This is a genomic window from Pseudarthrobacter sp. lyk4-40-TYG-27, from assembly GCF_030209295.1.
Taxonomy (GTDB): domain Bacteria; phylum Actinomycetota; class Actinomycetes; order Actinomycetales; family Micrococcaceae; genus Arthrobacter.
Genome location: NZ_JARVSH010000023.1, coordinates 1 through 16,446 on the forward strand (window position 1 = coordinate 1; position 16,446 = coordinate 16,446).

At 60.8% G+C, this 16,446-nt stretch carries 14 protein-coding genes; 11 read left to right on the forward strand and 3 right to left on the reverse strand.

Translation table 11 applies throughout. The features are described 5' to 3' along the window. Positions 1–605: 605 nt before the first annotated feature. Positions 606–2,006: an aldehyde dehydrogenase family protein gene (locus tag QRM96_RS20830; protein ID WP_285320855.1), complete on the reverse strand. Its 1,401-nt coding sequence runs from the start codon at positions 2,004–2,006 to the stop codon at positions 606–608. Between the two features lie 261 nt (positions 2,007–2,267). On the opposite strand from QRM96_RS20830, the gene QRM96_RS20835 reads away from it, so the two are divergent. Next, complete coding sequence (locus QRM96_RS20835) at positions 2,268–4,223, forward strand: primary-amine oxidase (RefSeq protein ID WP_285320856.1); 1,956 nt, start codon at positions 2,268–2,270, stop codon at positions 4,221–4,223. Positions 4,224–4,808: 585 nt separating this feature from the next. Here the strand turns inward: QRM96_RS20835 and QRM96_RS20845 are convergent. Beyond that, the gene (locus QRM96_RS20845) at positions 4,809–5,441 is read right to left on the reverse strand and encodes a TetR/AcrR family transcriptional regulator (RefSeq protein WP_285320858.1); all 633 of its coding nucleotides are present in this window, start codon (positions 5,439–5,441) and stop codon (positions 4,809–4,811) included. A 210-nt stretch (positions 5,442–5,651) separates the two neighbouring features. Here QRM96_RS20845 and QRM96_RS20850 point away from each other — a divergent pair, with 210 nt between their 5' ends. The 3 genes from QRM96_RS20850 (at position 5,652) to QRM96_RS20860 (ending at position 8,815) form a co-directional block, all read left to right on the forward strand. Beyond that, a complete protein-coding gene (locus tag QRM96_RS20850; protein WP_285320859.1) occupies positions 5,652–6,005 on the forward strand; it encodes a TIGR04076 family protein in 354 nt (117 codons plus the stop codon). Beyond that, positions 6,002–7,150 (forward strand): aldo/keto reductase, encoded by a 1,149-nt coding sequence (locus tag QRM96_RS20855; protein ID WP_285320860.1) that lies wholly within the window; start codon positions 6,002–6,004, stop codon positions 7,148–7,150. Before QRM96_RS20850 ends, QRM96_RS20855 begins: the two co-directional genes overlap by 4 nt. A 174-nt stretch (positions 7,151–7,324) precedes the next feature. Then, on the forward strand, positions 7,325–8,815 hold the full coding sequence (locus QRM96_RS20860) for an APC family permease (RefSeq protein WP_285320861.1): 1,491 nt from the start codon (positions 7,325–7,327) through the stop codon (positions 8,813–8,815). A 201-nt stretch (positions 8,816–9,016) separates the two neighbouring features. On the opposite strand, the gene QRM96_RS20865 is transcribed toward QRM96_RS20860, so the two are convergent. Continuing rightward, entirely contained in the window at positions 9,017–10,552 is a 1,536-nt protein-coding gene (locus QRM96_RS20865) for a PAS domain S-box protein (RefSeq protein WP_285320862.1), read from the reverse strand. A 195-nt stretch (positions 10,553–10,747) separates the two neighbouring features. On the opposite strand from QRM96_RS20865, the gene QRM96_RS20870 reads away from it, so the two are divergent. The 7 genes from QRM96_RS20870 to QRM96_RS20900 all read left to right on the forward strand — a co-directional run bounded on the left by QRM96_RS20870 (position 10,748) and on the right by QRM96_RS20900 (position 16,418). After that, on the forward strand, positions 10,748–11,890 hold the full coding sequence (locus QRM96_RS20870; RefSeq protein ID WP_285320864.1) for an acyl-CoA dehydrogenase family protein: 1,143 nt from the start codon (positions 10,748–10,750) through the stop codon (positions 11,888–11,890). A gap of 21 nt (positions 11,891–11,911) precedes the next feature. Next, positions 11,912–12,289 carry a hypothetical protein gene (locus QRM96_RS20875; protein WP_285320865.1) on the forward strand — a complete coding sequence of 126 codons (378 nt, stop codon included), beginning with the start codon at positions 11,912–11,914 and terminating at the stop codon, positions 12,287–12,289. Positions 12,290–12,294: 5 nt separating this feature from the next. Next, positions 12,295–12,792, forward strand: coding sequence for a nuclear transport factor 2 family protein (locus QRM96_RS20880; RefSeq protein ID WP_285320866.1), 498 nt, complete (start codon positions 12,295–12,297; stop codon positions 12,790–12,792). Between the two features lie 28 nt (positions 12,793–12,820). Next, positions 12,821–14,101 (forward strand): aromatic ring-hydroxylating oxygenase subunit alpha, encoded by a 1,281-nt coding sequence (locus tag QRM96_RS20885; RefSeq protein WP_285320867.1) that lies wholly within the window; start codon positions 12,821–12,823, stop codon positions 14,099–14,101. Continuing rightward, on the forward strand, positions 14,091–14,648 hold the full coding sequence (locus QRM96_RS20890; RefSeq protein ID WP_285320868.1) for an aromatic-ring-hydroxylating dioxygenase subunit beta: 558 nt from the start codon (positions 14,091–14,093) through the stop codon (positions 14,646–14,648). Before QRM96_RS20885 ends, QRM96_RS20890 begins: the two co-directional genes overlap by 11 nt. 8 nt (positions 14,649–14,656) lie before the next feature. Further along, positions 14,657–15,397, forward strand: a complete 741-nt coding sequence (locus QRM96_RS20895) for an SDR family NAD(P)-dependent oxidoreductase (protein WP_285320869.1) — start codon at positions 14,657–14,659, stop codon at positions 15,395–15,397. Positions 15,398–15,461: 64 nt separating this feature from the next. Beyond that, on the forward strand, positions 15,462–16,418 hold the full coding sequence (locus QRM96_RS20900; RefSeq protein ID WP_285320870.1) for a PDR/VanB family oxidoreductase: 957 nt from the start codon (positions 15,462–15,464) through the stop codon (positions 16,416–16,418). Positions 16,419–16,446: the final 28 nt, after the last annotated feature.

Genomic DNA, 16,446 nt, shown 5'->3' on the forward strand with positions numbered 1-16,446 from the left:
ATGAACCTTTTAGCACGCCTCGAAGTAAGTGCGGTCTTCCCAGGACACGGACCCGCCCTGAGTCCTAAATCCCTGAACACCATCGCAAAAACTTACCTCTCCGACGTGTAGGAGGGAGGAAACATGTTGCTAACGACACTCAGGCATCCGCCTCCAGAATAGCTGGCATGTACGTCACCGCGTTTCTACCTATCTTCGTGGTGCTGGCGCGCATCTATGCAGTTGGGTTTTGCTTTTCGTCTTCATGCCGGAGCAGAAGGGCTCCTTGGCTGAGCCCTCCGCGCACGGAACATCGTTGTGCGCGCCGATGAGCACGCCGATTCACCCCGGAGGTCGCCAGTCAGGTCGGTGGATAAGCCTTCAGCGTCACCGGCCCCCGGAGACCCGTCGGCCGTGTCTGGCTCTAAGATGGCAGAGCCGGGCAGGGCCTCATGGCCCTTGCTGCGTCCTCTACCAACTGGTTCGCCCACGGATTGGTACCGCGGACTCCAAGTTGGTCTGTCCGGGAGGCGATGAGTGAGACATGGAGGTTCCCCGGCGATGATGTTAAATGTGTTGCTTGACCCCTCTCGGAGCCAGCAGGGCAGGCAGAATGCCAGGGGCCATTAGCCGTTGATTACCTGCGGCACACCAAGCGCTTTGAGGCCTTCAAGACCGAATTCGAGGCCATATCCGGACTGCTTGGAGCCGCCGAAGGGGATGAGGGGGTTGACCATGCCGTGGGAGTTGATCCATACAGTGCCTGCTTCGAGCCGCATGGCTACGTCACGCGCAGCGGCAGGATCAGCGGACCAGACAGAGGCTCCCAGCCCGACTTCGAGGCCATTCGCGTGCGCGATGGCTTCTTCGACTGTGTTGTATCGGATGATGGGGAGCGCCGGGCCAAACTGTTCTTCGGCGACGAGGGGGTTGTCGTTGTCGATGTCAGCGACGATTGTCGTGGGGTAGAAATTACCGGGTTGGTCTGCCTTCGGGTTTCCGCCCAGCAGGACCTTTGCACCAGATTCTTTGGCGGCTTCGACGAGGCGGGAGACGATGTCGAACTGCTGCCGGTTCTGCAGCGGTCCGAGGACATTATTCTCATCGAGACCATCGCCCATGGGCATAGCCGCGGCGACGGCGGTGAGAGCTTCGCAGACAGCGTCGTAGATGTCGGTGTGCACGTAGAGGCGCTTGAGCGCCGCACAGGTCTGGCCCGTGTTGAGGAAGGCGCCCCAGAAGAGACCTTCGGCAATGGCTTTCGGATCGGCGTCCGGCAGTACGATGCCTGCGTCGTTGCCTCCGAGCTCCAGGGTGAGCCGCTTTACGGTGTCGGCAGAAGACTTAATAATCGCCTTTCCCGTTGCTGTGGACCCGGTGAACATGACCTTGCCGATGGCAGGATGTTCTGCCAGACGTGCACCGACATCCCGACCTCCCGAGATGACCGTCAGGAGGCCTTCCGGGAGCTCCTGATTGATGACCTTGATCAGGGCCAAAACACTCAGAGGAGTGTACTCAGAGGGCTTGACTACAACGGCGTTGCCCATGCGGAGTGCTGGCGCGATCTGCCACACGGTAATCATCATTGGCCAGTTCCACGGTCCAATGGCTCCGACCAGGCCGATGGGACGGTAGTGCAGCTCAGCCTTTATTTCACCATCATCGATGATGGTCTCGGGGTGCAGGGGAGTGGCTGCCGTAGCGCGGAGCCAGCCGGCGCAACCGCTCACTTCAAAGCGGGCGTTGGGGCCATTCAACGGCTTGCCCTGCTCGCGGGAGAGCAACTGCGCCAGTTCCTCGGCCGACCGCTCTACCGCATCAGCGGCGCGGTTTAAGGCAGCCGACCGCTCTTCATGGCTCAATGCTGCCCAGGCGGGTTGCGCCGCGGATGCCGCCGCAATCGCCTTTTCCAGGTCGTCAACGGTATGGACCGGAGCCTCTCCAACCGGCTCGCCCGTGGATGGGCTGTAGATGGTGCGTGTCGTTGCCGAAGCAGGGGCGGTGACGGTTCCACTTTGGTTCATGGTTTTCCTTAGAAATGATGAGGTCGAAGATTCACAGTGAGCTGGGCTCTGGGGATCTTGCGGAGGAGTGACCGAGCGGAGTGGTCCGTTCTGGTCGTGACGTAACACACAGAGTAGGCATCGGGGTGTGGTCATGTCACCCTTTTTTCGACACGTGGCGAATAAAGGTTCCCTTATGACGATTGTGTGCCACATAGCCGTAATCTCTACACCCATAGAAAAAAGCCGCTGGCCGGTGACGGCCTGGACAAAGGTTTCCCAATGACTCTTGCACCAACTGATACTGCATCTGCATTTCAACTGGCGACGGCGCCGGAGATTATTGAAGTGCGTTCCATCCTTCAAGCCGCAGGCCACCTTGAGCCCCACCACCGGATCGCTTACCTTGGCCTGTTGGAACCTCCGCGTGGAGTAACTGAGGGCGACGCTGAACGTCGATTCCGTGTTTTCGTTCACGACATCACCGGCGGGACCCCGCATGACGTCGTTGTCTCCACCACGAAGCGGCAGGTTGAGTCCGCGATCGTGCTGGACACCTCCCGAACCGGCGAACTTCCCGTGCTCGAGGAGGAGTTCGGGCTGGTCGAGGACCTCTTGGCTAAGGATGAACGGTGGCTGAAGGCGCTGGCTGACCGCGGCCTCGAGGTCGAAAAGGTCCGGGTGGCTCCGCTGTCCGCCGGCGTCTTTGAGTATGCGGAGGAGAAGGGCCGCCGGATCCTGCGCGGCCTGGCCTTCGTCCAGGAGTTCCCGGAGGACAGCGCCTGGGCGCACCCTGTGGACGGGCTCGTGGCCTATGTGGATGTGGTCAGCAAGGAAGTCACCCAGGTGATCGACCTCGGCGTCATGCCCATCCCCGCCGAGCACGGCAACTACACGGATCCGGAGCTGACCGGGCCCCTCCGCGACACCCAGAAGCCCATCAGCATCACCCAGCCGGAGGGGCCCAGCTTCACCGTGACCGGCGGCAACCACGTGGAGTGGGAAAAGTGGAGCCTGGACGTCGGATTCGACGCACGCGAGGGAATCGTCCTCCACAACTTGGCGTTCCAGGACGGGGACCGGAAGCGGCCCATCATCAACCGCGCCTCGATTGCTGAAATGGTGGTCCCGTACGGTGACCCGTCACCCATCCGGTCCTGGCAGAACTACTTCGACACCGGCGAATACCTGGTGGGCCAGTACGCCAACTCGCTCGAGCTGGGCTGCGACTGCCTGGGCGAGATCACCTACCTGAGCCCGGTGGTCAGTGACGCGTTCGGCAACCCGCGGGAGATCCGGAACGGTATCTGCATGCACGAGGAGGACTGGAGCATCCTCTCCAAGCACTCCGACATGTACACGGGGATCAACTACACCCGCCGCAACCGCCGCCTGGTGATCTCCTTCTTCACCACCATCGGCAACTACGACTACGGCTTCTACTGGTACCTCTACCTGGACGGCACCATCGAATTCGAGGCGAAGGCTACGGGCGTCGTCTTCACCTCCGCGTTCCCCGGGGGCGGCTCGGACAACATCTCCCAGCTCGCCCCGGGCCTGGGCGCCCCGTTCCATCAGCACCTCTTCAGTGCCCGGCTGGACATGGCCGTGGACGGCTTCACCAACCGGGTGGAGGAGGAGGACGTGGTGCGCCAGGCCATGGGCCCGGGCAACGAACGGGGCAACGCCTTCTCCCGCAAGCGCACCGTCCTGGCCCGGGAATCGGAGGCCGTCCGTGAAGCCGACGCCCGCGCGGGCAGGACCTGGATCATCTCCAACCCTGAATCCCGGAACCGGCTGGGGGAGCCGGTGGGCTACAAGCTGCACGCCCACAACCAGCCCACGCTGCTGGCGGACCCGGACTCCTCGATCGCCCGGCGGGCGGCGTTCGCCACCAAGGACCTGTGGGTCACCCGCTATGCCGAGGAGGAGCGCTACCCCACCGGTGACTTCGTCAACCAGCACTCCGGCGGCGCCGGGCTGCCCGCGTACGTGGCGCAGGACCGCGACATCGACGGCCAGGACATCGTGGTGTGGCACACCTTCGGCCTGACCCACTTCCCCCGCGTCGAGGACTGGCCCATCATGCCCGTGGACACCGTGGGCTTCAAACTGCGGCCCGAGGGCTTCTTCGACCGCAGCCCCGTCCTGGACGTCCCCGCCAACCCCAACGCGGCTTCGGCCTGCCATACCGGTACTGAAGCAGGACACAGCGGCTCCGGCAGCTGCCACAACTAGGACTCACCGCTTATGAAAGCAACAAAACGGGCCCGCGCCAGCGGGCCCGTTTTGCACCCGCGTACGTGTGCGGTTTTTACCGCCTTCTCCTGCCTGATCCACCTATGGATAGCCGGCTCCGGTCACCACGGTGCCTGGCTGAGCTTACTTATGGTAGGTATGGCCGCCGTTTGCTTGCCCTGCTCAATCCACATCTGGCGTCATAGCAGAGTAAAGGCTCTCCACAAGGTGACCGCTGCTGCGCTGGCCATGGTTGCCCTGCACGCAGTACTGCTGCTTGGCTCGGCGGGCGGACACTCCCATGCTGGAACTCCAGTGAGACCCGGATCTGATCCGTCCGGAGCTTCCCAGCTGCTGTTCATCATCGGGCTTGAACTGGTCAGTGCGATGCTTGCCGCCACACTCGTTGCGCGCCTAAGAAGACCGGTACACCCCTAATTGAACGACCCGGCCCGAACGCGTTGCGCCAGGCCGCCCAGGTACCGGGACACAGATTCGAGAGTGCACGCGATACCCACGGGCTTCGCCGATGGGGCCAGCCACTGCGGCCGACGTGGATGCATACGCTCCCTGGCGTCGCTAAGCCTACGTGCCGATTCCAACCAGCGTGTTGATAGTGGCCGCGACCTCTTCGGTCACCCGGGAGAACTCAGCATCCGAGGGGGACTCGGTGTGGCAGTAGATGAGAATGCCGTCGATCAACGCCATAACCTGCAGGGCCAGCGATTGCACTTTCCACGGGGCAAGGTCGGGCCGCGCATCCCCTATAAAGCGCGAAAAGTCATCCATGTTTCGCTTGTATAGTCGGCGCAACAGCTCCCGGGCGGACGCGTCCCTTAACGTGACCGGCCACCACTCCACGAAGAACGCAGTCACCTCGGCATTCCTGACGTCATCGAGGAGGTACTGGACAACTCCCCTGAACCTTTCTTCCGGGCTGTCAGGCAGGGACCGGATGAACGATTCGTAAGCCCTGACGTACGTCTCCGTGGTGTACTCGAGAATTGCCCACAGGAGATCCGTCTTGGTGTGGAAGAAGTGCTGAAGGTGGCCGAGGCTGATTCCCTGCGATTTCGCCACACTGCGCATACTGAAAGCGGAGTAGCCCTCACTGACAAACAAGCTGCGGGCCGCCTGGACGATGGCTTCCTTGCGGCCGTTTTCCTGAACCCCAGGCTCGCGGGCGGCCACTGTTCCGACGAGGTCGTTGGCTGTCACGATGTCTCCATATCTCCAGGGCGGCTGCCCGTCTTCGTCCACAGGTTCTTGTGCCATTTTTCGGTTACTTGGGAAAAACCGTTGACCTGCGTTACCCGATGACTCTAGCATTTCATCTACCCGCCTAGGTCGCATGACCTAGACGCGAGCTGTTAGACCCCTTCCCTCGGGCCCGCGTCCCTTGACCCTTATGACCCCAAGGATTTCCCAATGCAGTTTGACGATGAATTCTTCCTTCACGACTTACGGGTTGACGTGCTTCGTTCCGCTGACGGCCGCCCCATGGTCTGCCGCCACGACGAAGGCGATTACTTCACCGTGACCGACGATGACCTGCTTAATTTCCCAACCGGGAAGCCCTTCCCTATTTTCCCGCTGGCAGCTCTGCTGCCGCTGTTGGCAGCGAAAGCGAGAGAACTCCATCCCAACGACTGGATGGCGACGGACACCGACATCGCCTGCCCCGACCCAAACTGCGGAGGAGTGTTCCGCATCAGCCAAGGCACCCGCCGCTCCTACCGCCACAGCGAACAGACTCTCGCACCACTAAGGAGAAGTAAATGAACGTTCCTCGCGTACAGCTCCGCCCTGACTTTGATACCTCCAGGATCATCAAGGGCAACTGGCAACTCGCCGATGACCACAGCACATCCCTTGGCGGCTCCGATGATATGTATGCCCACATGAGCGCCCACGTTGATGCCGGAATCACTTCCTTCGACTGCGGCGACATCTACTACGGTGTCGAGGAACGCATCGGAACCTTCATCGAAAGGTTCCGTCGCGAACGCGGTTCCGCCGCGGCGGAGCAGATCAGCGTTCATACCAAGTACATTCCGGCGTTCCTGGAAGAGGAAGGGCTTCGTACCTTGGACCGGAGAAAAGTCGAAGCGGTCATTGACCGCTCCCTCCAGCGTCTGAAAATCGAGCGGCTCAATCTCGTCCAGCTGCACTGGTGGAACTATGACATCGACGGCTGCGTCGACGTCGCACTGGTTCTCGAGGACTTGAAAAAGGCCGGCAAGATTCACCACATCGGTGGAACCAACTTCAACGTGCCCGAGCTGGCCAAAATGGTGGACGCAGGGGCTGACATCATCGTCAACCAGGTTCAGTACTCCATGACCGACCGCAGGGCACAGAACGGCATGGAGGAGTACTGTCTCGCAAACAACGTCAAGCTCGTCTGCTACGGGTCCCTGGCGGGCGGACTGTTCAGCAAGAAGTGGCTTGGCATCCCTGATCCGGGTTCGCCCAACTTCGAAAACGTCTCCCTGGACAAGTACTACCGGATCATCTGCGATTTCGGAGGATGGAACCTGTACCAAGAGATGCTTTCGGCCATGGACACCATAGCGCAGCGGCATGGCGTTTCCATCCCCAACGTCGCGTCCAGATTCGTTCTTGAGCAGCCGGCAACCGCGGCCGTCATCCAAGGCTCCCGCCACGCCCGCCACATCGCGGACAATGTCAGGACGACGGCCTTCTCGCTTGATCAGGGCGATTACGAGCTGTTGGCACCTATCTTCGCGCGCTCGTCAGGTCCCCTGGGAGACACCTACGACCTTGACCGCGAGGAAAACCGTGACGCCCTCGAAAATATCTCCACCGAGTACTTCGACGTTGAGAATGGATCGCTTGTGACGCGCCAGCGTGAGGCCGTCGTACTCGCCGAACCCTACGGCCACCACCTCAACCCCGTTTCCTAGCCGGCACCACCGGCCAGACCTGCAGGTCCCACGGCTGGCCGGCGGCCCGCCTTCTCATATTCCGGGCCCATACGGGCCTGTGCGCAATGACGCGCTATCGTTCCGTGCCCGGGCCCCTCGGCAGCAAGCCAACAGGGGCCCGGGGCACCTAAAAGCCTCTTCAGGGAGACCCTTATGGCTATTACCCCCAATCTTGAAACAACGGCACCGGCAAGCACCCCTGCAAATGCCACGCCAAAATTAAGCGGCACCCTCGGCGTCGGCGCGATTGTGTTTATGGTTGTCGCTGCCGCATCCCCGCTGACGATGATGGCTGGGGCTGCACCGCTTGGATTTCTTCTCGGAAACGGCATTGGTTTTCCGTCCCTCTTCCTCGTGTGCGCCCTGATTTTGGTCCTCTTCGCGGTAGGGCTCACGGCCATGACGCGTCACGTGCCGAAGCCGGGAACCTTCTTCGCCTATATCGGCTATGGTCTGGGCCGACCGCCAGGATTGGCTGCCGCGTACCTGGCAATTACTGCCTATACTGCCGTGCAGATCGCCGTTTACGGGTATATGGGGCAGGTCTTGAGCACCACGGCGGCTTTGCTGGGTGGACCGGCCCTTCCTTGGTGGCTGTACAGCATTGCGGCCATAGGATCCGTGGGAGTTCTTGGATACTTTCGCATCGATCTCAGCTCTAAGGTCCTGGGGTTTCTGCTCATCGCCGAAATAGCCGTTCTCACCGCAATAGTTGTCGCCGTCGCCGTCACCGGCGGCTCTGAAGGGCTATCAATGCAACCCTTCGAGATTCCAAATATCGTCTCGGGTGCTCCCGGCGTAGGTTTGATGATCGCCATGTCGGGTTTCATTGGTTTTGAGGCCGTCACCGTATTTCGTGACGAGGCAAAAGACCCGGACAAGACAATTCCCCGGGCAACGTATGGTGCCGTTCTGGGAATCGGCACTTTTTATGCTGTCGTTACGTGGGCGCTGGTCATGGCGTGGGGGCCTGACCAGATCGTCGAGGCCTCTTCCGACCCAGCGTCCATGCTCCTGAAGACGGCCTACAATTACCTCGGCCCGGCAGGGGAAGCAGTCGTTAACGTTCTTCTCGTCACAAGCCTTTTCGCGTGCGTTCTCTCGCTGCATAACGTCCTGACGCGGTACCAGCATGCCATGTCAGTAGCAGGCCTTCTCCCCAAGAGCCTCAGCAGGGTGCATGAGCGGCACAATTCGCCCTATTTTTCATCGGTCGTGCAAACCGTGACCGTCTTGGCGCTCATGACCCTCTTCGCAGTCATCGGTCTGGACCCCGTCCTCCAGATCTTCACCTGGTGCTCGGGCATGACGCCCCTTGCCATCGCTGTGCTGATGGCGATGACCTCCGTCGCGGTCATCGTTTACTTCCGTAGGCATGCCTCGCATCTCTCGGCTTGGCACACAGTCACGGCACCCGTTCTCGGATTCATCGGCTTGGCCGTGGCCATCGGGATTATGCTCACTTACTTTCCGCTTCTCGTCGGGGACGTCAACGATGCCGGCGATCCTGCCTTTGGGGCCACAAGCGTCATTTTGCTGGGAGTGATCCTTCTTGCGCTGGTTGCCGGGCTGATTCAAGCGGCCGTGCTCAAGGCCAGGAATCCGGGGGCCTACGACAACATCACGGAAGCCATCACGACCTGACTTTCCGCTCCGCCACTGTCTGTTCGCCGGGAGGGTGCCTCAGGGTAAGAGGCGCCGTCCCGGCCCGAACGGGTGCCGACTCTACGGCTGTCCCAATCCTGGTAACTTATAGGCGCCTGCGCGCTTGCTTTCGGCATTTGTTGCACCCGGAGTCAGAGCACTCGGCTGCCGAGCCCGAAACAACACACAGGGCTGAGCCTCCTACAGCAGATCCTCTATGTCCGTAAGAGGCAATTCGAACGTGAAGGACGCGCCGCGGGATTCATTCTCTTCCGCATAAATCCGTCCGTGTTGACGGGTGATGATGCGATGGCTGAGTGCCAGGCCGATGCCGCTTCCAGTTGATTTGGAGGTGAAGGCACCATCGAAAATCCTGCCATCAGGGATATGGGACAAGCCCTTTCCCCGGTCCGCGACGCGGAACACACCGGCTTCGGAAGTCGCATAGGTTGTGATCGTCACATGGCGTTCCCTTTTGGGCCAGCCGGACATCTCATCAATGGCGTTGTGGCAGAGGTTCAGGATCACCTGTCCTGTCAACACCTTCTCACAGCGGATCCAGATGGGTGCCTCGCTCATTACCAGCTGCACTTCGGTATCATTCTGGTCTGCGCGGAGCTGGACGAAGTACATGCAGTCGCGCACAATCTCGTTCAGATCCACAACCTGTTCCGACTGCTCGAGCTGGACCACGAAGTCCCTGAGGCTCTTGACGATTTGGTTGGCCCTGTTGATCTGCATCCTGGCATTGTCCAGGCCATACAGGAGGTCCTCAATCCCTTTATCCGGGTCACGCAGCCGCCGCGACACCCCATCGACGAAGTTGGTGGCCGCGGCCAAGGGCTGACCGAGTTCATGCGCGATCGCCATGGCCATGTCTCCCATGGCGTTGTAGCGGCCCAAGTAGTTCAGGTGCTCGAGGTCGCGGCGGTGTTGCTCCTCGGCCGCTACCTGCTCGCTGATGTCCTGCAGCAGGAGCATCGTGCCTGTGAGGTCTTTCTCCAAAGAGATGTATTGACAGCTGACTCCGAACCAGCGATCCGCACCGTCGGGGCGGTCCACCTGGACCCTCAGGCTCGACGCGGCACCCTCAGTTCGGTCCTTGTCCAGCGCCTTCTGCAATGCCGGCCGCGAGGAGAGGGCACACAGTTCGAGGAAACACTGGCCATATAGTTCCTCGACGTCCCGGCCCAGCTGGGCCGAGGCCGCCCCGCTGGCAAACGTGATTATCCCGTGGTCGTCCAGGACGAGGATTCCTTCAGCCATCCGGAGCAAGAACGCCTGCAGCCGACCTTCTGTACGCTGCAGGTCGGACTTGAGGGATTCTTCCTTTTCGATGTCCCGGAATTGGACCATTATGGCGCTCCCGGAGCCAAGTTCAACCCTGGTCGCCACGGCCTCTGTCAGGATGTCCCGTCCCGACTTCGAGCGGTACATCCACTCTGTTCGGCTGACTCCCTGGTCCGCGGCGTCCTGCAGCCACTGCACACCCACCGAGCGGCGATACCGGGAGTCGGGGCTGCTCATGTCCGGGGCCTTAAGGGGCCGCAATTCCTCGAGGGAAAATCCAAGCATGTCACAGGCTGCGTTGTTGGCCCACAGAATGTTCTTGGTCTCGGCGTCGTGGAGCAGGATGCAGTAACCCAGCGCCTGGACAAGGACCTCGTAGTCCTGCTGAGCAGGGCCAAGCGCCTGCCCGGACGCGTTCACGTTCCGGCCGCGCTCGATTTTCGACAAAAAGTCATTACTCGGGGAAGTAGCCACAAGCGATGATAGCCCCGGTGCGCAGCATCGCGTATAGGTAATTTCCTTACGGGCGGCCGGTATTTCTTTGGAGTGAAGCTACGAATCCCCGATTGAACGTAACCGGAAGCACAAATACTTTTGGAGGCAGCAGAAATCATTTAGCAGCTCTTCCAGATTGGAACTCCCATGACCGATGTTCTCACCAGCTGCCCGCAGACGACGCTCGACCGCGCGCTCGAAGTGGTTCGGGAACGGCGACAGGAATTTGGAGCGCAGAAATATATTCCGCGTGACGTAATTTCCGAATTTAAAAAGGCGGGTATTTTCCGGGCGGCGACCCCAAAGTGTTTCGGCGGCGACGCGCTCCGGCCGAGTGAATTCCTGAATATCATCGAAAAAATCTCGGCCGTCGACGCTTCTTCAGGTTGGGTGGCAAGCTTCGGGTCCGCCAATGTCTACCTCGCTGCGTTGCCTTTGGAAACCCAGGCGGAACTGTACGCCGGGGGTCCGGATGTCACCTTTGCCGGAGGACTCTTCCCGGTTCAGAAGGTCGACCGCGGCACGGGGGGCTGGAACGTGGCCGGCGAATGGAAGTTCTCCAGCGGCTGCAAGGGCGCTGACATTCTTGGTGTTGGGCTGGTGGGCGGCGAAGAAACCCAAGGGAAGCCCCTCACCGCCCTTTTGCGTCCCGAAGATGTTGACATTGTCGAGAACTGGGCTGTCATTGGACTCCACGGCACAGGCAGCCATGATCTCAGGGTCAACGGGAAGTTCGTCAAGGATGAATGGACTTTCGTCCGCGGGGGACAGCCCACCGTCGACGAGCCCCTTTACCGTTACCCGGCCGTGGCCTACGCCGCCCAGGTACTGGCCGTCGTGAACCTTGGTGCCGGACGCGCTGCGCTGGACTACGCAATCAAGACCGGCAGTGGCCGCACGGGCATTACCGGGGCACCCAAGCTGGCTGACCGGCCCTACTACCGCATGGACATTGCAAAGGCAGAAGCAGAGCTGCGCTCCGCCCGTGCATTCTTCTACGAAATCTCGGATGAGGTTTACGACACCGTCGACGCAGGTGACCCCGCGACAGATAAGCAAAAGGCTCTCTTGCGGTTGGCGGCCACCCACGCGGCCAAGGTAGGCGCGAAAGCAGTGCAAACGGCCTATACGCTCTCGGGCACAGCCGCCATCTACAACTCGAATCCGATGCAGCGCTACCTTCGCGACGCCTCCGTCGTCACGCAGCACGCGTTCCTGGGCGACGGGATCTACGACGGCGCCGGCGCGGTACTGATGGACATGCCGCCAGCCATCCCCGCCTTTCTCTAATCCAATTCTGAGGAGACTTTCGTGAGCGAAAACCCCGAGACGCAGCCGTTGCGCGTCCTGTTCTGCATCGGCATCAACCAGAACTTCTTCGATCTACCCAAGAGTGGCATCGGGGCGGTGTGGACTGCATTTTCCGGCATGATGGCAGACATGGCCCGAATGCCGGGCGTCGACGTCATCGGCAACATGGACGATGATTCACACGTGGTTGGCCCCTCCGAGGGATGGCCGTGGACCTGCTACATCCTCGCCGACGTCGATACCCAGGAGACCGTCAAAGCTGCTTGCAACCTGTTCCGCACCACGATGGTGGGCGAACACGCCCTTTGGCGTTACGCCAAGATCGAAGCCCGCATCGGTCGGGCTTTGACCATCCGCGATGACGTGGAAACCAAGTAACAGGCATGGCACGAGAAACCGTGGCCAGCCTCGCCCTTCGGCTCGCCCGTTTAGAGGCCTGTGAGTCAGCCCAGCGCACTCTGAGCAGGTACATGGACCTATGCGACGTTCCCCGAGACACGTTCAACTGGGACGAAATGGCAGCGCTGTTCACCCCGGACGCAATCTGGGAGGGCCTTGGCCCGGAGTACACCGGAAAGTTCGGCCGCGCGGAGGGCCAGGACGCGGTGCTCTCGATGCTTGCCGAGTACCTCCCGCCGGCCCCTCACTTCCGTCGAAACGTCCATCTGTTGGGAAACCAACAGATCACCACAGCAAATGGTGCAGTAACAGGACAGTGGATCATGCAGCAGATTTCCGAATACAAATCGGGCCGCACCGAACTGATCTCAGCGAGGCTGACGGTGGACTTCGTATACGCGCACGGGACGACGCAAATATCGCACTTCCGCACCCAAAAGTTGTTCGCCGCTGACCTCGCAGCCAACATCGTCAACGCATAACAGCATCAACGACTACAAGGAGCACGTCATGACGACACAAACATCCGAAGGGACTGGCGGCTTCGCTGGTCTGGCAGCAGACGACCGGGTCGCCGCCCAGCTTTACACAGACCCGCAGATCTTTGACCAGGAAATGGAAAAGATCTTTTACAACACCTGGGTCTGGGTCGCCCACGAAAGCGAAATCCCCGAAGCCGGCAGCTTCAAAATGGCCCATATCGGTACCCAGCCGGTTATCGTCAACCGGGACCGCAAGGGGAACTTTAACGTGCTGCTCAACCGCTGCCGCCACCGCGGGGCCAGCGTCTGCGAAGTCCCCAAGGGCAAGGCCAACGGGTTCACCTGCCCCTACCACTCCTGGTCCTACTCACTCGAAGGAAACCTCCGCGGCATCCCTTACCCGGACGGGTACGAAGGCGTCGCGGAAAAGAAGGACCTGCCCCTCCAGCGGCTGCGCGTGGAGAGCTACAACGGGCTGATCTTCGCCACCTTCAAGCATGACATCGAGCCACTGAGCGACTTCCTCGGCGACGCCAAAATCTGGATCGACCGTTTCATGAAACAAGGCGCCGGGTACCCCGTCAAGGTTCAGGGAGAGCACAAGTTCCGCTTTGATGGGAACTGGAAAATTCAGCTTGAGAACACCACCGACGGCTACCACTTCCCGATCGTCCACCGTTCCTGGATGGCCTCCGTGGATGCCGAGACAGCAGACATGCTGTCCTTCATGACCGACGAGAAGGCCGTCACCCACGCACTTGGCAACGGCCACAGCGTAGCCATCATGGTCCCCGAACACGTTGACCTGGAAGAAGATGACGGCACTGAGGAACTGCAGGAACGCTTCCGCCACATCATCGACGAGCTGTCCGAAACCATGCCGCAGGACCAGGTCCGGCGGATCGTCCGAACCATGCACGGCGCAGGCTACAACCTGAACCTGTTCCCGAACCTCTCGCTCTCCATGTCCTTCTTCCGCGTCCTGCGCCCGATCTCGGTCAACGAAACGGAGATCCAGCACATGGCATTGGGGCTGGACGGTGGACCCGAGAGCGTCAACCGCGAACGGCTCCGCATCCACGAACACTTCCAAGGACCCTTTGGCTTCGGCACCTCAGATGACTCGGAGGCCTGGGACCGCGTGCAGCGCGGCGCAGTGGCAAACCCCGAAATGCCGATCCTCGTCAACCGCGGCCTGGGCCGCGAGGAGACGGTGGACGAAGGATGGAAGACCTCGCACGTGACCGATGAAACCGGCATGCGCGAATCGTACGCAATGTGGAAAAGGATGATGGGCAATGACAACTGAGACCGCCGCAGAAGTGACCGCTATCGACAACCGGCCGGCCCCCGCAACTTATGAGCTAACACTCGGTCAACTGTCCCAGCCGCTGGTCAGCCGGGCGATAGAGCTGATCTGGCGCGAAGCCCAGATCCTCGATGACAAGAAATACGAGGAATGGCAGACCCTTTACACCGAAGACGCAAAGTACATCATCCCGGTTGACCCGGACACCGATGACTTCGAGTCGTCTCTGAACATGGTTTATGACGACGCACGTATGCGACACATGCGCGTTACCCGCCTGGTGCAGGGGTACTCCATGTCCGCGGTGGCAGCCGCCCGGACCTCCCGCACCATTTCCCGCTTCACCGTTGAGGAACTGACGCAGGACACCGTGACGCTGCGCTCCGCGCAGGTGCTGGTCGGATTCAAGCGGGATAAGTTCCAGATGCTCGGCGCCGACCTGACGCACCGTGTTCGTTTCGCCGGCGACGACGCCAGGATCGAACTCAAAATCATCCGTTTGGTCAACTCCGACTCCGCCGTCAACGCCTCCGGCTTCCTCCTCTAGGACAATCCATGAACAACGTTGCTCTCGTCACCGGAGCCGCCCGCGGTCTCGGTGAAACCATCGCACGGAAACTGCACAAGGAAGGGTACAAGGTCGCCATTACCGGCACCAGCGCCGCGTCCGTCCAGCCCGTGGCCGACAGTCTGGACGCATCCGGGGACACGGTCTGGGCGGGCGCCTTGGACATCCGTAAGAAGTCGGACTGGGAAGAGGTCCGCGACATCCTTACCGAAAAGTGGGGTGGTACAGACGTCCTCGTCAACAACGCCGGTCGTTCGCAGGTAGCCCCCTTGCTGGAAATCACTCCCGAACAGTTCAGCGCCAATGTGGAAATCAATCTCAACGGCACGTTCCTGGGGTGCCAGGTTTTCGGCCCCCACTTCCGCGACCGTGGATACGGGCGCATTGTCAACATCCACTCCCTCGCCGGTCACAACGGAGGGACTGCCACCGGGGCCCACTACGCGGCCTCCAAGGGCGGGGTATCAACCCTGACCAAGGTCTTCGCACGTGAGTTTGCGTCCGCCGGAGTCACCGTAAACGCTGTCTCACCAGGCCCCCTGGACCTTCCTGTGGTGTACGAAACCGTGGATCCGGACAAACTGGAAGCCATCAAGGCCTACATCCCGGTCGGGCGTCTCGGAGACGCAGAATTCATCGCCGACACCGTAGCGCTCCTTGCCTCACCAGGTGCGGCGTCGGTCACGGGGGCCTGCTGGGACATCAACGGTGGGCTTTACATGCGCTGACCGGTCTGCCTGACCGCAGCTGCCGGAAGAAATCCCCAGCAAGGACGAGAAAGGAGCGTTCCCCATGGGTATGTTCAAAGTACGCGTTGCCGAAGTGCTGGAGGAAACCAGCAACATCAAATCCTTCCGCCTCAAGCGCGCCGACGGGGCACCCTTCGACCCCTACCCCGCGGGAGCGCACATCGACATCGTCGGCCCCACCGACGTTGTCCGGCAATACTCCCTATGCAGCCCGCCCTATGAACTCGACGACTACGTCATAGCCGTGAAGCTCGAGCCAGCCTCCCGCGGCGGATCTCAAGCCCTGCATGAGGTGGCCGTGGGCCAGGAACTCGAAATTAGCGCGCCAAGGAATCTCATGGCAGTCGCTGAAGGAGCAGACCGTCACATTCTGGTGGCCGCCGGGATCGGGGTTACCCCCATGATCAGTATGGCCTACCACCTACATCGCGCCAATCAAGAGTTCGAGCTGCATTACTTCGCACGCTCACGCGACGAGGCCGCCTTTGTTGACCTTCTGGAAACCAAGAGTGGATTCGGCGAACGCGTAAAGTTCCACTTTGGCCTACAGCGTGACGATCAACCCACGGTGCTGGCCGCAGCATTCGCGGCACTGACCCACCGCTCACATGTATACACATGCGGCCCCGAGGGATTTATGGACCGGGTCAAGGACACTGCCGCTTCGGTCATCCCGGAAGAGAATGTCCACATTGAGCACTTCCAGGCCGGCGAGCCCGTCGACACCAGTGCGGACACCCCGTTCGAGATCGAATTCGAAGACGAGATATACGAGGTCCCGGTCGGCCGGTCCATCGTCCAAGTGCTCGAAGAGAACGGTGTGGAGGTAGACACAACCTGCCAGGAAGGAATCTGCGGCACGTGCATCATGGGCGTCCTCAAAGGGGAGCCTGATCATCGGGATCAGTGCATGTCCGCCAGCGAGAAGAAGGCCAACGACCAGATCGCCGCCTGTGTTTCCCGGTCGAAGTCACCCCGACTGGTACTTGAAATGTTCTGACGCAGATCAGCCTGTAGCCGAAACAAGG

Bases quoted from the DNA above. Each gene is read 5' to 3' on its own strand.
- QRM96_RS20830 (WP_285320855.1), bottom strand. From the start codon at position 2,006: ATGAACCAAAGTGGAACCGTCACCGCCCCTGCTTCGGCAACGACACGC.
- QRM96_RS20835 (WP_285320856.1), top strand. From the start codon at position 2,268: ATGACTCTTGCACCAACTGATACTGCATCTGCATTTCAACTGGCGACG.
- QRM96_RS20850 (WP_285320859.1), top strand. From the start codon at position 5,652: ATGCAGTTTGACGATGAATTCTTCCTTCACGACTTACGGGTTGACGTG.
- QRM96_RS20855 (WP_285320860.1), top strand. From the start codon at position 6,002: ATGAACGTTCCTCGCGTACAGCTCCGCCCTGACTTTGATACCTCCAGG.
- QRM96_RS20860 (WP_285320861.1), top strand. From the start codon at position 7,325: ATGGCTATTACCCCCAATCTTGAAACAACGGCACCGGCAAGCACCCCT.
- QRM96_RS20870 (WP_285320864.1), top strand. From the start codon at position 10,748: ATGACCGATGTTCTCACCAGCTGCCCGCAGACGACGCTCGACCGCGCG.
- QRM96_RS20880 (WP_285320866.1), top strand. From the start codon at position 12,295: ATGGCACGAGAAACCGTGGCCAGCCTCGCCCTTCGGCTCGCCCGTTTA.
- QRM96_RS20885 (WP_285320867.1), top strand. From the start codon at position 12,821: ATGACGACACAAACATCCGAAGGGACTGGCGGCTTCGCTGGTCTGGCA.
- QRM96_RS20890 (WP_285320868.1), top strand. From the start codon at position 14,091: ATGACAACTGAGACCGCCGCAGAAGTGACCGCTATCGACAACCGGCCG.
- QRM96_RS20895 (WP_285320869.1), top strand. From the start codon at position 14,657: ATGAACAACGTTGCTCTCGTCACCGGAGCCGCCCGCGGTCTCGGTGAA.
- QRM96_RS20900 (WP_285320870.1), top strand. From the start codon at position 15,462: ATGGGTATGTTCAAAGTACGCGTTGCCGAAGTGCTGGAGGAAACCAGC.